Source organism: Polaromonas sp. (genome assembly GCF_030682935.1).
GTDB lineage: Bacteria > Pseudomonadota > Gammaproteobacteria > Burkholderiales > Burkholderiaceae_C > Polaromonas.
This window is the reverse complement of the sequence record NZ_JAUXNA010000264.1, coordinates 1-14,237: the sequence shown is the minus strand read 5'-3', so window position 1 is coordinate 14,237 and position 14,237 is coordinate 1. Positions and strand designations below refer to the sequence as shown.

At 62.0% G+C, this 14,237-nt stretch carries 11 protein-coding genes and 1 pseudogene; 2 read left to right on the top strand and 10 right to left on the bottom strand.

Going from position 1 to position 14,237, the window contains the following annotated elements:
- From pyrB to Q8K05_RS12040, 4 genes and pseudogenes are all read right to left on the bottom strand, one after another.
- Window positions 1-474 (bottom strand): annotated as a pseudogene (gene pyrB / locus Q8K05_RS12055) (aspartate carbamoyltransferase catalytic subunit); the annotation flags it as partial.
- An 84-nt stretch (window positions 475-558) separates the two neighbouring features.
- Window positions 559-1,065 (bottom strand): bifunctional pyr operon transcriptional regulator/uracil phosphoribosyltransferase PyrR, encoded by a 507-nt coding sequence (gene pyrR / locus Q8K05_RS12050; protein ID WP_305246840.1) that lies wholly within the window; start codon window positions 1,063-1,065, stop codon window positions 559-561.
- A complete protein-coding gene (ruvX, locus tag Q8K05_RS12045) occupies window positions 1,062-1,478 on the bottom strand; it encodes a Holliday junction resolvase RuvX (protein ID WP_305246839.1) in 417 nt (138 codons plus the stop codon). The genes pyrR and ruvX overlap by 4 nt, the downstream gene beginning before the upstream one ends.
- A complete protein-coding gene (locus tag Q8K05_RS12040) occupies window positions 1,475-2,062 on the bottom strand; it encodes a YqgE/AlgH family protein (protein WP_305246838.1) in 588 nt (195 codons plus the stop codon). The genes ruvX and Q8K05_RS12040 overlap by 4 nt, the downstream gene beginning before the upstream one ends.
- 109 nt (window positions 2,063-2,171) lie before the next feature.
- On the opposite strand from Q8K05_RS12040, the gene Q8K05_RS12035 reads away from it, so the two are divergent.
- Complete coding sequence (locus Q8K05_RS12035) at window positions 2,172-3,653, top strand: deoxyribodipyrimidine photo-lyase (protein ID WP_305246837.1); 1,482 nt, start codon at window positions 2,172-2,174, stop codon at window positions 3,651-3,653.
- A 56-nt stretch (window positions 3,654-3,709) separates the two neighbouring features.
- Here the strand turns inward: Q8K05_RS12035 and Q8K05_RS12030 are convergent, their stop codons facing one another.
- From Q8K05_RS12030 to Q8K05_RS12005, 6 genes are all read right to left on the bottom strand, one after another.
- The gene (locus Q8K05_RS12030; protein ID WP_305246836.1) at window positions 3,710-9,835 is read right to left on the bottom strand and encodes an Hpt domain-containing protein; all 6,126 of its coding nucleotides are present in this window, start codon (window positions 9,833-9,835) and stop codon (window positions 3,710-3,712) included.
- Between the two features lie 77 nt (window positions 9,836-9,912).
- On the bottom strand, window positions 9,913-12,249 hold the full coding sequence (locus tag Q8K05_RS12025; RefSeq protein WP_370868839.1) for a methyl-accepting chemotaxis protein: 2,337 nt from the start codon (window positions 12,247-12,249) through the stop codon (window positions 9,913-9,915).
- Between the two features lie 37 nt (window positions 12,250-12,286).
- Entirely contained in the window at window positions 12,287-12,817 is a 531-nt protein-coding gene (locus Q8K05_RS12020; RefSeq protein WP_305246835.1) for a chemotaxis protein CheW, read from the bottom strand.
- Between the two features lie 21 nt (window positions 12,818-12,838).
- Window positions 12,839-13,204, bottom strand: a complete 366-nt coding sequence (locus Q8K05_RS12015; protein ID WP_305246834.1) for a PleD family two-component system response regulator — start codon at window positions 13,202-13,204, stop codon at window positions 12,839-12,841.
- Window positions 13,205-13,209: 5 nt separating this feature from the next.
- Window positions 13,210-13,602, bottom strand: a complete 393-nt coding sequence (locus Q8K05_RS12010; RefSeq protein WP_305246833.1) for a PleD family two-component system response regulator — start codon at window positions 13,600-13,602, stop codon at window positions 13,210-13,212.
- 67 nt (window positions 13,603-13,669) lie between these two features.
- Window positions 13,670-13,843, bottom strand: coding sequence for a rubredoxin (locus Q8K05_RS12005; RefSeq protein ID WP_305246832.1), 174 nt, complete (start codon window positions 13,841-13,843; stop codon window positions 13,670-13,672).
- A gap of 82 nt (window positions 13,844-13,925) precedes the next feature.
- Here Q8K05_RS12005 and Q8K05_RS12000 point away from each other — a divergent pair.
- On the top strand, window positions 13,926-14,237 hold a 312-nt coding region (locus tag Q8K05_RS12000), incomplete at its 3' end, for a bifunctional hydroxymethylpyrimidine kinase/phosphomethylpyrimidine kinase (RefSeq protein WP_305246831.1).

The window sequence follows — 14,237 nt, the reverse complement described above, 5'->3', positions numbered from 1 at the left end:
GGTGTACATGTCGAGCAAGCCCTGCGTCGGGTGCGCGTGGCGCCCGTCGCCGGCGTTGATCACGTGCACAAGCGGTGAGACATGCTGGGCGATCAGGTAGGGCGCACCGGATTCGCTGTGGCGCACCACAAACAAGTCGGCGGCCATGGCGCTCAGGTTGGCAATGGTGTCCAGCAACGACTCGCCCTTGGCGGCCGATGAGCGGGCGATGTCCAGGTTGATCACGTCCGCCGACAGCCGCTTGGCGGCTATTTCAAACGTCGTGCGGGTGCGGGTGGAGTTTTCAAAAAACAGATTGAACACGCTCTTGCCGCGCAGCAGCGGGACTTTTTTGACCTCGCGGTGGCTGACTGACACAAAGTTGGCGGCGGCGTCCAGAATCTGCGTCAGGATGGCCCTGGGCAGGCCTTCCGTGGACAGCAAATGGATCAGTTCACCGTTTTTATTGAGTTGTGGGTTTCGTCGGTACAACACGCTCTGGGTTCCTCTTGCGCTTTAATTCTAAATTTTTGCTCTGAATGTTTGGCTGTAAATGTCTGCTCGGGGGTTCGCTTTAGATCAGCGGTCCTGGACCCGAAAGCTGAGCCGTCCGTCTGGCGCACGCGCCAGTTCCAGCGTCTGTGACGCCGGCAAGGCCACGCGGGCCACGGCCAAATCGGCCTGGACCGGCAGTTCGCGCCCGCCCCGGTCGACCAATACCGCCAGCTTGACGCTGGCGGGCCGTCCATAGTCAAACAGCTCATTGAGCACCGCCCGGATGGTGCGGCCGGTGTAGAGCACATCGTCGACCACGATCAGATGGGCGCCGTTGACATCAAACGGCAGCGACGTTTTTCCGCTCGATGCCAGGCCGCGCTGGGAAAAATCGTCGCGGTGCATGGAAGAAGACAGCACGCCGGGTTCTCCCGCCAGTCCCAGGTCTTTTTGCAGGCGCTGTGCCAGCCATTCGCCGCCCGAAGCGACGCCCACCAGCTGCGGCGGCGCGGCGCAAGCAGCCAGCTGCAGCCGCATGCCGCGCAGCAACTCGCCGTACAGCGCCTCGGCATCCAAGGTCAAGCTACTCATGGAAGACTCCTTAAAAACTGCTCCAGAATGATGCAGGCAGACGCCGCATCGGCGTCCCGGGCGCCGCTGGCCAAGGCTTCGGTCGTGCTGTAGCGTTCATCGACCTCAAACACCTGCAAGCCAAAACGTCCGCGCAACTGACGGGCAAATTTTTGCGCGCGCAGCGTATTGTCGTGACTCGCACCGTCGGGGTGAAACGGAATTCCGACCACCAGCGCATCGGGCTGCCATTCCTTGATCCTGCGCTCAATCGCCGGGAAGCGGGCAAGGCCTTGCGCTGCGATTGTGGCTTGCGGCGAGGCGGTGCGGGTCAGCACATTGCCGCTGGCCACGCCCGTGCGTTTAAGACCGAAGTCAAACGCCAGAAAGGTTTGAAGGCCTGCGGCTTGCACAGGCAGGCCTGTGAGGCTCACGCGTGACCCGCCACGGGCGACAGCAGCCAGCTCTGCAGGCCCAGCAGCATGAGGGCCTTGTCGTAGCGCTGCGCCACCGGGGTGTCAAAAATCACGGCCATATCGGCGGCCACGGTGAGCCAGCTGTTGTCCGATATTTCCGATTCCAGCTGACCTTCGCCCCAGGCGGAGTAGCCCAGCGAAACAAACACCTTGCGGGGGCCAGCGCCCGTGGACAGAGCCTCCAGCACATCTTTGGAGGTGGTCATTTCCAGGCCACCCGGAATGGACATGGTCGAGGCGTACACCGCTTCGGCGCCGGGCATCATGGATTCGTGCAGCACAAAACCACGCTCGGTTTGCACCGGACCGCCCTGAAAGACCGGCGCCTCCGCGAGGTCGCTGCGATGCAGCGGCAGCTCGACCTTGTCAAACAGGTTTTTGAGCGTGATGTCGCTGGGCTTGTTGATGACCAGACCGAGGGCGCCACGCTCGCTGTGCTCGCACATGTAGATCACGCTTTTGGAGAACGCCTCGTCTTCCAGGCCGGGCATGGCGATGAGAAAGTGGTGCGTCAGGTTGAGCAGTGAGGGGTCCGTGGCCATCAGCTGATTTTACGCGTACCGGGGGCGCGCGGGCATGGCCTTCGCGGCCAGTTCTGCCCTGAAACCGCACCGAACGCCGTACGGGGTCTCTTTCGTTACGATGCACGTCATGAGAAAACAATACCAGACCGGCCTGATGTGGTTCAGACGGGATTTGCGGGTGGAAGACAATGCCGCGCTGTATCACGCCCTCAAATCCTGCCATCGGGTGTTTTGCGTGTTCGTTTTTGACCGGGACATTCTCGCGCCCCTGCCCCGCGCTGACCGCCGCGTGGAATTCATCCGGGAATCGCTGGTGGACCTGAACGGACAACTGCGGCGGCTCACCCCGGAAAATGGCAGGTCGCAGGCGGGCCTGCTGGTGCGGCACGACAGGGCGCTCAGCGCCTTGCCCGCGCTCGCCGCCAGGCTGTCGGCCGACGCCGTATTTTTCAACCACGATGACGACCCCCAGGCGCTGGCGCGGGACGCCAGCGTACAAGCCGCACTGGAGGGCGCCGGCGTGGCGCTCCATCGCTTCAAGGACCATGTCATTTTTGAGCGCAGCGAGGTGCTGACCCTGGCTGGCAAGCCCTACACCGTCTTCACGCCCTATAAAAACGCCTGGCTCAAAAAGGTCGATGCCTTCTATCTCAAACCCTATCCCGCTGAACAGTACGCCGCAGCGCTGGCGGCCAGGCCCGCAGACGAAGCGGAGGAGGTACCGACGCTGGCATCCCTGGGGTTCGAAGCCAGCAACCTGTCTGCGCTGAAAATCCCTACTGGCAGCGAGGGCGGAACCGCACTGTTGGCCGATTTTGTGGGCCGCATGACGCACTACAAGGACACGCGCGACTTTCCGTCCGTCAAAGGGCCGAGCTACCTGGGCGTGCACCTGCGCTTTGGCACGGTGTCGATCAGGAAGTTGGCCTCCGTCGCCCTGGAGGCGCAGAAAAACGGCAGTGAGGGCGCGGCGACCTGGCTCAGCGAGTTGATCTGGCGGGATTTTTATGCCCAGATTCTGAGCAATTTCCCCCATGCCGCCAGCAGCGCCTTCAAGCCCGACTACGACGCGATTGCCTGGGAACGGGGCGCCAACGCCCAGGCGCATTTTGAGGCCTGGTGCGCGGGCCGAACCGGCTACCCGCTGGTGGATGCGGCCATGGCGCAAATCAACCAGACCGGCTACATGCACAACCGCCTGCGCATGGTGACCGCCAGCTTTCTGGTGAAAGACCTCGGCATAGACTGGCGCTGGGGCGAGCGTTACTTTGCCGAAAAGCTCAATGATTTCGATTTGTCGGCCAACAACGGCGGCTGGCAGTGGGCAGCCAGCACGGGGTGCGATGCGCAGCCGTATTTCCGCATTTTCAATCCGGTCAGCCAGAGCGAGAAGTTTGATGCAGAGGGAAAGTTCATCCGCAAATACCTGCCGGTGCTGGAAAAACTGCCCACTTCGGCCCTGCACAGCCCGTGGCTGGCCAAACCGGTAGAACTCAGCGCCGCGGGGGTGGAACTGGGAAAAAACTACCCGATGCCCCTCGTGCAGCACGACGAGGCGCGCGCACGGACGCTGCAGCGCTACGCCGTGGTGAAAAAATCAGCGGCCTGATTTGCTATTTTTTAAATAGCTGCTTGCGCCCGTCCCATATGGGATAAAGGCACTTTTTATACTGAAACCGAGGTTTCCGCCGCACAGTAATGCCGCACCAGGCTCATCAACGCTTCTTCCGAGTACGGTTTACCCAGGTAGTGGTCTACGCCCAGGGCCTTGGCATGCTCGCGGTGCTTCTCGGCAATCCGTGAGGTGATCATGATGATGGGCAGATGCTTCAGTCGTTCATCGGCCCGAATGTTGCGCGCCAGGTCAAAGCCGTCCATGCGCGGCATTTCAATGTCGGACAACACCACCGCGGGCCGCTCTTCCTGCAAGCGCTCCAGCGCCTGCAGGCCGTCGGACGCCATGGCCACACGGTAGCCCTCACGCTGCAGCAGGCGCTGCGTGACACGCCGGACCGTGATCGAATCGTCCACCACCAGAATCAGGGGAATTTGCTGCGCAGCGGACGCCAGCGCGGCGTCTCTTGCGCCACTGCCGCCGGACGCTTCGAGCACCTGCGGCTCCGCCCGGTCGGCGCTCCAGGCCCGTGCCTGCTGGCCGTAGACAGCGGCCAGCGCCACCGGGTTGTAGATCAGTACCACCGCGCCGGAAGCCAGCACGGACATGCCCGTCAGCCCCGGCAGGCGTGACAACTGCGGGCCCAGGTTTTTGACCACTACCTCCCGGGTGCCCAGCACTTCATCAACGTGCAATGCGATGCGCTGCGCAGCGCTTCGGAAAATCACGACGGGCGTGGTCCTGGCCTGCGCTTCATGGCTGTGGTGCGACGCTTGCAGCAATGCCCCCGACCAGAAAAACGGTATCGCCTCGCCCCCGGTTTCAAACATCCCCGTGTTGTAGGCCTGCTGCAATTCCCTGGCCGAAACGCGTCGCACGGTCTCCACCACATTGGCCGGCACACCCACCGACAGACTGCCGGCGCGCATCATCACCACCTGCGTGACAGCGGTGGTCAGTGGCAGCACCAGCTTGATGTGCGTGCCTTTTCCGGACAGGGTGGAGGTTTCAATCCTGCCTCCCAGCGCATTGACCTCGGCGCGAACCACGTCCATGCCAATGCCGCGCCCCGCGAGCTCGGTGACCTGCGTGGCGGTTGAAAAGCCGGACTTGAAAATCAGGTTGGCAGCCTCCTGGTCATCAAGCGACTGGTGGACCGTGACCAGCCCCAAATTCAGGGCTTTTTTGCGAATTGCGTGCAAATCCAGGCCGGTGCCATCATCGCTGAAGTCGACCGACACGTCGTTACCGTCCTGGCGAAGATGGACGGTGATGAGGCCCACAGGGTCCTTGCCCGCAGCCGCCCGGCCTTGCGGGTTTTCAATACCGTGGGCCACGCAGTTGCGCAGCAAATGCTCAAAAGCGGGCGTCAGGCGGTCCAGTGTGCCGCGGTCCATTTCGATGGTGCCCCCCAGCAAATCGAGCCGGACCTGCTTTCCGGTTTCCTTGGACGCTTGCCGCACCACGCGGTACAGACGCTCGGAAATACCGTCAAACTCCACCATGCGCGTACGCAGCAGGTCGCGCTGCAACTCACGGGTCTGACGCGCCTGGGCAACCAGATCGTCCTCGGTGGCTTCCACCGTGCGCTGCAAGGTGCGCTGCACGGTCGCCACGTCGTTCACCGACTCGGCCATCATGCGGGTCAACTCCTGCACGCGGGTGAAACGGTCAAACTCCAGCGGATCAAAGCCGGCCTGGGCTTCCTTGGCCAGGGCAAGGCGCGACTGCATCTGCGATTCCGCCTGCAATTCGATATCGCGCAATTGCTGGCGCAAGCGGTTCAAGTTGCCCGTCATGTCGTTCAGGGAGCCGCGCAGCTGGCCGATCTCGGCATCCAGGCGAGCACGCGTGATCATGACCTCGCCGGCCTGGTTGACCATGCGCTCCAGCAACTGGGAGCGCACACGTATGGTGGCAGACGCGGCCTGCCGCAAGGGCTGCATGACCAGCGCTTGCGGGGCCGGAATCGCCAGTTTTCGGATACCGTCTTCGCGCAGAAAAGCCTCATCGGCCGCAAGAGGGTGGGCCTCGGGCGCTTGCGCAGGAACCTCGACGATGACCGTCAGCGGCTCGGCGCTGGCGTATGCGCCTGCCAATGCGGGGGCCAGAGCAGCTGCGGCATCGGCGTGGCGCAAACCTTCAAAAGCGGCCTGCATGGCGTCGAAACGGGTCAGGAGCGTTTCGAACTTCTGGCTTGCGGCATCCGCCGAACCGAGGCGCTCGATGTCGGATTCAATCCTGTGGGCCATTTCACCGAGGCGCAGGGCGCCCGCCAGACGGGCACTGCCCTTGAGCGTGTGTAGCACGCGCAACACCTCCATCCGGGCCCCCTGATTGTCAGGTCGCGAAGACCACTGGCGCAGGGCCCCGCCCAGCTGGGGCATGAGCTCTGCACCCTCTTCTTCGAAAATCGCAAACAGGTCCGGATCAATCGCATCAATGGCATCGATCTCCTCGTCGGCATCGCTGCGCAAAGCCGTGCTGGCAACACCAACAGAAGCGGGCACAGAGCCAGGCTCCACGGCCAGCGGCAGGACACGCCCAGGCATCGACAAGTCGGCCAACGGAGCCTCAACCGGCAGCGCCGCATGCGCGATTTCAGCCTCGGGTAGCGGTGCAGGCGCGGCCTCGGCCTTCAGTTCGTCCCGCTGGACCACATCAGCAGGGAAATCAAGCGCGTCGAATTCGCTCGTGGGCGGCAACACCGCATCGGAAAAATCAAGCTGGTTCAGGCGCTCCAGCACGCCGGCATCGGACTGCCGGAGGAAGCCAGCGGCAAACTGGTGCAGCAGGCGGCGAATATCTTCGGCTGCCTCCACAAATACCTGGCCGTATTGCGCGGCGCCGTCGCGGTGGTGATCCCTGGACTTCTGCAGCGCATGCTCCAGCGCCCGTGCCATCGCCGACAACGCAACGAAGCCGACGGTGGCAGAGCTGCCCGCCAGGGAATGGGCAAGGGCCACGGTGGAATCGCTGACGGGCTGATGGCGTTCAATCACCCATTCACCCACTTCCGTCACCAGTCGGCGCGACCACTCGTCAGCCTCATTGAGAAAGACGTTGTAAAGCGGAATGCCTATGCGCAAGCTGCCAATGCATCTGGTCTGCTCATCCTGCTGGCTGTCGTCAAGCCGGTTGGCCTCGGGCGCATCGTCGAGCGCGGTGGTGTCCAGCTCCGTATCGGCGTCAGGCGCGTCGGGCGCCGGCGACTGAACAACGTCGAACGCCTCCCGCATCTCGACCGCCTCGACCGTCCCGGACAGATCCAGATCCGGAACCGGCACCTCTGCCGGCGAAAACTCAAGCGCGACAGGCTCAACCTGGAAATGCATGTCGAAATCGGCTGCCGACAATTCAATCGCTTCTGTAGACGCCAGCGCTTCAAGCAAACTTTCGGGCTCGTCCGCCCCGCGCAAATCGGCAGTCACCGCCCAGTCGGGGCTGCCCGCGGGCTGCGCGGACAAGCGCTCGACCGCCATCTCCTGGGTGTCGGAACCCTGCGCGCTCAGCGGCTCGGCAGCCATTCCGAAATCAAAAACGAAGTCGAACGCCGGGGCCGGCTCAAGGGCCGCCTCGGCAGCAAGCTCAGCCCGCGCGCTGTCCGGGGCCTCTGCATCCACATCCGGTTCAGGCAGTTCGAGCCCACCGGGCGCAATGGTGTGTTCGGCAGCGTCAGGCAGGCCTGGCGCGTGGGCGGTGGCCACCTGGCTCGGGGGGCTGTAGCGCCCTTCGTTATGCATCGCCTCTGCGCTGCTGCGAAAGGGCAACGCCGACCAGACGCCATCCTGATGTACTGCAATAGCCGCGATCCAGTCTGCGAAACCCGCCATCACCTCAGTGTTCAAGGCCCTGAAGTCGTCGGTAGCGGGTTTTTTATCCGCCAGCCAGCTGTTGATCAGCTGCTCGAGCGCCCAGGCGGCTTCGCCAAACTCGCCCAGCCCGACCATTCGGGCGCTGCCCTTGAGCGTATGAAAAGCACGCCGCAAGACGGTCAATGGCCCGGCATCCCGGGGGTCGTTCGCCAGGGCCGAAAGGGCTTCCAGGCCGGTAGCGACCACTTCACGTGCTTCCTCAAGAAAAATACCCCGCAAGTCATCTTCTTCAAAGTCTTCCTGGGCGGCCTGGTCGGCGGCGGGCGCCGGCACCAACGTGGCAGTCAGGCTCATCAGGGCATCCGCGACCGCCTCCGTATTGTTTGCAGTGACGGCCACGGCCGCCTCGCGGGCGGTCTGGGCCAGGACGGGTTGGCCGGCCAGCGCAGCCCGTGTCGCCAGTGCATCGAGTTTCTCGGTGAGGTGCTCGGCCGGCTTGCCAACGCCCGCTTCCTCCACCACGGAAATAACTTCCTGTGACAACAAGTTGCTGTTCACGGTCACGGACGCCGCCGCGCTGGCGGCATTGGTTGTGCGGCCCATCAAAAGCTTGAGTTCGCCTTTTTCCTCGTCATAGACAAACAGCTTTTTCGCCAGCACCGGCTGGTAGTTCAGCATGTCAATCAGAAAACTCAAGGCCCCCAGGTTGTTGCCGAGGCGGTCAAAGGTCCCGGCGGCCCTTGCCAGCGTCTCGTCAATTTCGGTCACGAGCATTTGCTCGACGCTGTCCTTCATGCGCAAGACGGCATGGGAGGCCTGATCGAGCCCCAGCAGCGACAGCACGCCGCGCATCTGTGACAACTGCCCGGGGACGACCTGCAATGCCGTCTTGTCCTGCGGGTTGCGAAAGAACACATCCAGTGACTTTTCAAGCTCACCCAGAGACACGCGCAATTCACCCACCACACTGCCCATGGTCTGCTTGTCGCTGACGCGGCGATACAACTCTTCCATCCAGGCTTCCAGCGGCTGGGGCTCACCGCCCGCGCGGACGCCTTCGAGACGCTCGGCCAGATTAGTGGTTCGCTCGGTCAGCTGCGAATCGTTGGGATCCAGGTCGGCGAAGACCGCTTCGAGATAAAGCACCGAGGTCGCCACCTCCATCGCCAGCTCGATTCGCGGGGTTTGGGCCGCGCGGACCGTGGTGTCCACCGCCCGGGTCAGGGCTTGCGCCAGTGACTCGCTGGGCGGATGGAGCTTGAGCAGGGAATCGGACACCAGGCTGAATTGATCGACCACTGATTTAAGTTTGCTGGCGTCTCCGGCCGCCAGCGACGACCAGACTTCCTTGGCAGAAGTGATCCGCTTGCGCGCCTGCGCCAGCAAGGCTGGATCGAAGCGGCCAAACTGGACCAGTTCGTAGTCCACCGGCTTGAACCGGGTGAGTCCGTAGCTTGAACGGACCGCCGTCAGAACAGGGGTATCGCTGGCCCGGCTTGAGACCGCCTGGGCACAGAAAAACAGCAGGTCCTGTACAAGGCGCTCCGATAGCGCAGTGTCGCCTTTGGCAAGCGCGGCATATTGCATCAGGACGCGGGATGCAGCGCGCCGCACATAGAGGTCGGAGCCCAGCAGGTCGTGGGCAACAGCTTCAAAGTAGGCGGCCGCAACGAGCCAGAAAATCCGGGGCTGGCGCTCCGTTTGTCGGGCTGAAAAACCGAGGCTCAGCGCCTTGAGGTTCTGGGCGGCCTGCGGCGCCCTGCCCTTCATGAGCGGAAGCACCGACTGGTCCAGTATCGCCCGTGCACTGTCGTCGTAATTTCGGGGCTCGGCCGTCACGGCCAGCGCAGGCTCCAGCCAGCGCCACTCGAACGACCACAGGTCGGCAGGGTGAATCCGGTCGGCGCGGACCAGCTCCTGAACATCACGGTACTGCGGAAACAGGGACACCGCAGAGACCGGCTTGTCTGCGAGCACACCTTCGAGGTATTCCGTCAGTGCAAAGCTGGCGCGTTCAATCCTGGCCGCGGCATCCTGGCTGCACTGCTCGGGCTGCTGCACAAACTTTTGCACCGCGGCCTCCATGGCCCGAAGCACCAGCGCAGGCCCTGGCAGACCGACCATCTCCAATGCGCCCACCGCCTGGTGTATCTGCTGGCGCGCAATTCGCAACTGACTGGCGTCAAGCGCCGCCAGATCGGAGCCTCGTGCCGTCTCGGCCTCCCGCACAAAGCGCTTGAGCGCCTTGGCGGCGCCCTCGAGTGATTTGCGAAGCTCGTCAAGTACCCACGCCAGCGGGCCAAGGTCATTGACGGTAGGGTCGAGTTCATGAGCCGCTGAATTCGGGACCTGGGATTGCATAGATAACGAGCCGGTTCGGGAATCGGGAATCGGGGTTCGCAGTCAGCGCTCAGCTGTCAGCGCACAACAGATAGGCATCAGGCGATCTTGAATCGGGATACCGACTGGCGCAGCTCTTCCGCGATGCGTGAAAGATCGCGCACCTGCTGCGCCGTGGAACGGGTACCTTCCCCGGTTTGCTCCGTCACCGCAAAAATGTGCTGCATGTTGCCTGCCACGACGTTGGCGGATGCAGCCTCCCTGGACGCGGCACTGGAAATCTGCTCAATCAGATCCGCAAGGCGCCGTGACACCTGGTCAATTTCAGTGAGCGCCGTACCCGCATTGTCGGACAGCCTGGCTCCTTCGACCACACCCTGCGTGGAGCGCTCCATGGCGGCCACCGCATCCTGGGTATCGGTCTGAATGGCTTTCACCAGCGCCGAAATCTGACGCGTCGCATCCGCAGAACGTTCAGCCAGACGCTGCACTTCTTCTGCCACCACCGAAAAGCCTCGCCCGGCTTCACCGGCTGACGCGGCCTGGATGGCCGCGTTGAGCGCCAGCACATTGGTCTGCTCGGTAATGTCGGAAATCAGCTCGGTAATTTCACCAATCTCTTGCGATGATTCACCCAGCCGTTTAATCCGCTTGGAGGTTTCCTGAATCTGGTCACGGATGAAGTTCATGCCTCCGATGGCACTTTGCACCGCCTGCAGACCGGATTCGGCGGCCGTCAGCGACTGGCGGGCGACCTGGGAGGATTCCTGCGCCTGGGTGGACACCTGGTTAATGCGCGACGCCATGTCGAGCACGGACTGACCGGTTTCGCGAATCTCGCGCAGTTGCTCGGTGGACGCTGCCAGCAACTCCGTGGAGGTGCCTTCCACCTGCGCTGTCGTCTGCGCAACGCGTGTCACCGTACTTTGCACGTTCCCCACCAGCTGGCGCAACTCTTCCACCGTGTAGTTCACCGAGTCGGCAATCGCGCCTGTAATGTCCTCGGTCACCGTCGCTTCCTGCGTCAGGTCGCCCTCCGCCACGGTCTGCAGTTCGTTCATCAGACGCAAAATCGCGGCCTGGTTGGCATCGTTGACACGCTTGGCGTCCTGTTCCTGGCTTTTGGCCTCCTGCCGCTGGCTTTCAGCAACCACCTGCCGCTGCTGGCTGTCTTGCAACTGCAAACGGGCCAGCCCGGCCGCGCACAGCAGTGCCAAGGCGGCGGCGAGCACCAGGGTCGTCAGCGCCGCCGTGCCCAAGCCAGACTGGGAAGACAGTTTTTCCTGCAAACTCTCAAGGCCGCGTCGCAGGGGCTCGCTGTCAGCGATGATGGAGGACTGTGCTTCGCGGGCAGAGACCAACCCCTGCAAATTGCCCAAAATGGCACTGGCCTGCGCGCGGGTTTGCTCATACAGCGCCATCAGGGCATCCAGCCGCTCGCGGGTCTGCGGATCCTTGGAACCGCTCAGGCGCAACTCAGGGCTACCGTCCTGCAGACCCTGGGCGATTTCCTTGAAGGAGTTCAAATCCTTGCCCAGCAAAAACACAGCCTCCGGGCTCACGCCCTCCATGGTCAGGAACTCATTGGCCGATTTACCAATCCGCTGGGTCAACATCACCAGCTGGCCAGAGGCTGAAATTTCTGCCGACGCCGCATTTTGCTGGAGCTTGAGCGAGGACACGGTTTCTGCGATTTCCAGCAAATCCGAAGATTGACGGTTGATGGTGCGCAATGCGCTGCCCACCTTCATCAGGATACTTTGCTGATCCATGACCGTTTTTGCATTTTTCTCGGCCCGATTGACGAGCGGCGTGACTTTTTCAACGTCGGGCTGCAAGTCATCGTTCACCGGGGCCAGGCTCAAACTCGCCTCGCCGGACTTCAAGCCGCGCACGGCCTTGGCCAGTACACCAGCGCTCTCGCGCACATCGGGAAAGGCCTCGGCACTCCCCACCAGGGCCTGCGATACGGATTTCGCCAGTCGCTGCGACTGCATCAGGGACTGACCGGTGGCCTCCAGCTGCTGGGCCACCTTGCCCGACTGGTTGAGTGTGAAGAAGGTCACCGTACCCAACACCGCCGTCGCCAGCGCCAGCAAGGTCACCAAAATTCGCTGATGCTGATTGATCGTTCGATGACCGAGCAAGGGAAGCGTCAGCAACTCAGGCGATTCAGGCGATTCAGGCGGCACGTTCTCTTCAGCGCTCGCCATCCGGCTTTGCGCAAAGACCTCCTCTGTGGCCTTTTCCTCGGCATCCATCTGACGAATGGCGGCGGTGATCTGGCGGATGGCGGCGGTATCCTGGGACGCCTCGTACGCGGCACTGGCCGCCAGGGTCTCGCCCGGCATGCCGACAGAAGCCATATCCATGCTGTCCACCGGCTGGGTAGACTTGGTTTTAAACAGCTTCTGAATATTTTCTACAACAGACATCGTGAGCCTTCCGGGAATTCAGGGTGACGGGGGTGCGCTAGGCGCCTATCGTCAAAAAATGGGACTGCTGCGCAAGCAGCTGGAGGTTGATTTCCTGCCAGCTTGCGCCATTGAGGTCAACATACCGGTTGCCAAAAAATTCAGGCGCATCGGGTGCTTTTTCGGAAAAGTCACTGAAAGCCTCCTGGTTGCGCAGCCCAGCGAGCTTGTCGACGGCCAAGGCGCAGTTCACCTCCAGCGCGCTATTGAGGGATACCAGTCTCGCGTCTGAACGTGCCAGTTCGCTCTTCGGTGTGGGGGCCTGGCCGCTGACGTAACTAGCCAGGTCGACCACCCCGAACAAGCCGCCCCGGAAATTGGCAACACCCGCGAACCAGGCCTGGGTATAAGGAACGGGCTGCGCGTTGACCCAGGGGAAAATCTCACCTGACTGACTCAAGGGAAACAGGTACTTGCTCCCGCCCGCCTCCACCGCCAGCCAGGACGGAGCGACGCCTTGCGTTCGCGCAATTTGCAGCCTCTCGGCCAGCCGGGTTTGCAGCTCTCTGAGGGCTTGTCTATTCGCCATGCTTGAGATTTCTGCGCAAAATCAGCCAAGGGCCGTGATTTTGGCCATCAATTCTTCAGCATTCACAGGCTTGGTGATGTAGTCGCGGGCACCCTGCCGCATGCCCCACACCCGGTCGGTTTCCTGGTTTTTGCTGGTGCACATCACAATGGGGATGTCGGCATACAGAGGGTCGCGCATGATGGCACGCGTCAACTGAAAGCCGTTCTGCCCCGGCATCACCACATCCATCAGGATCAGCTCGGGCTTGTCTTCTGCGAGGCGGCGAAACGCGTCTTCCGCATTCTCGGCCGTCTTGACGGTAAAACCATTTTTGACCAGCAGGTCGGTCAGGAACATCAATTCTGTTTTGGAGTCGTCAACCACCAGAATTTTTTTAATCGCCATCACGCTCATCCTTGTTTTGCACTGCCAAGCGCGTTAACCGCTTGCAGCAGTTGGTCTTTGGTAAAGGGCTTGGTCAGGTAGTCCTGCGAACCCACCATGCGGCCTCGCGCCTTGTCGAACACGCCATCTTTGGACGACAGCATCACAACGGGGACGCCAGCGAACTTCACGTTGCGCTTGATGATGGCACAGGTTTGGTAACCATCCAGACGCGGCATCAAAATGTCGCAAAAAATCAGATCGGGGGCGTAATCGTTGACCTTGGACAGCGCATCAAAGCCATCCTCGGCCAGCAAGACCTCATGCCCGCCCTGCTTCAGAAATATCTCGGCGCTGCGCCTGATGGTGTTGCTGTCATCGACAACCAACACCTTGAGTCCGGAACTGGGAATGCTCACTGGCTTTGCTCCTCATTTTGCTAACCTCGATGCCGGACCGCAGGCGTTCAGGCGGATATCCGAACGCTCACATCTGAACCATTTCAAAATCTTCCTTGCGCGCGCCACATTCCGGACAAGTCCAGTTCATGGGCACTTCAGCCCACGGTGTCCCGGCGGCAATGCCATGATCGGGCGCACCCAGCGCTTCGTCATAAATCCAGCCACAAATTAAACACATCCACGTTTTTGATTGAGTCACAGCTTATGTTGCCTTCGAATAGAATGCAACAATTGTATCGAGACAGCGTTGCTAATTGGCGCACAAGGCAAAATTGCAGCCTATGGCAAACCCCACCCCCCTTCAGCTGGACAGTCGGCAACTTCAGGCCGAGGACAGCGATGCGCCACCGGCATGTGTCATGACCTTCAACGCCAACGACCCGAGTGGCGCAGGCGGCCTGAGCGCCGACATCGCGGCCATCGTGTCGGCCGGAGGCCATGCGCTGGCGGTGGTGACCGGCGCCTATGTGCGCGACACGGCCGAAATTTTTGACCACTTTGCATTTGACGATGAAGCCGTGACCGACCAGGCGCGCGCCGCGCTGGAAGACATGCCGGTCTCGGCCATCAAGGTCGGTTTTGTCGGCAACCCG

Coding starts and splice junctions, on each gene's coding strand:
- Q8K05_RS12020 (WP_305246835.1), bottom strand. CDS start 12,817: ATGGCGAATAGACAAGCCCTCAGAGAGCTGCAAACCCGGCTGGCCGAG.
- Q8K05_RS12030 (WP_305246836.1), bottom strand. CDS start 9,835: ATGCAATCCCAGGTCCCGAATTCAGCGGCTCATGAACTCGACCCTACC.
- pyrR (WP_305246840.1), bottom strand. CDS start 1,065: ATGAGTAGCTTGACCTTGGATGCCGAGGCGCTGTACGGCGAGTTGCTG.
- Q8K05_RS12015 (WP_305246834.1), bottom strand. CDS start 13,204: ATGGCGATTAAAAAAATTCTGGTGGTTGACGACTCCAAAACAGAATTG.
- Q8K05_RS12040 (WP_305246838.1), bottom strand. CDS start 2,062: ATGGCCACGGACCCCTCACTGCTCAACCTGACGCACCACTTTCTCATC.
- Q8K05_RS12035 (WP_305246837.1), top strand. CDS start 2,172: ATGAGAAAACAATACCAGACCGGCCTGATGTGGTTCAGACGGGATTTG.
- Q8K05_RS12025 (WP_370868839.1), bottom strand. CDS start 12,249: ATGTCTGTTGTAGAAAATATTCAGAAGCTGTTTAAAACCAAGTCTACC.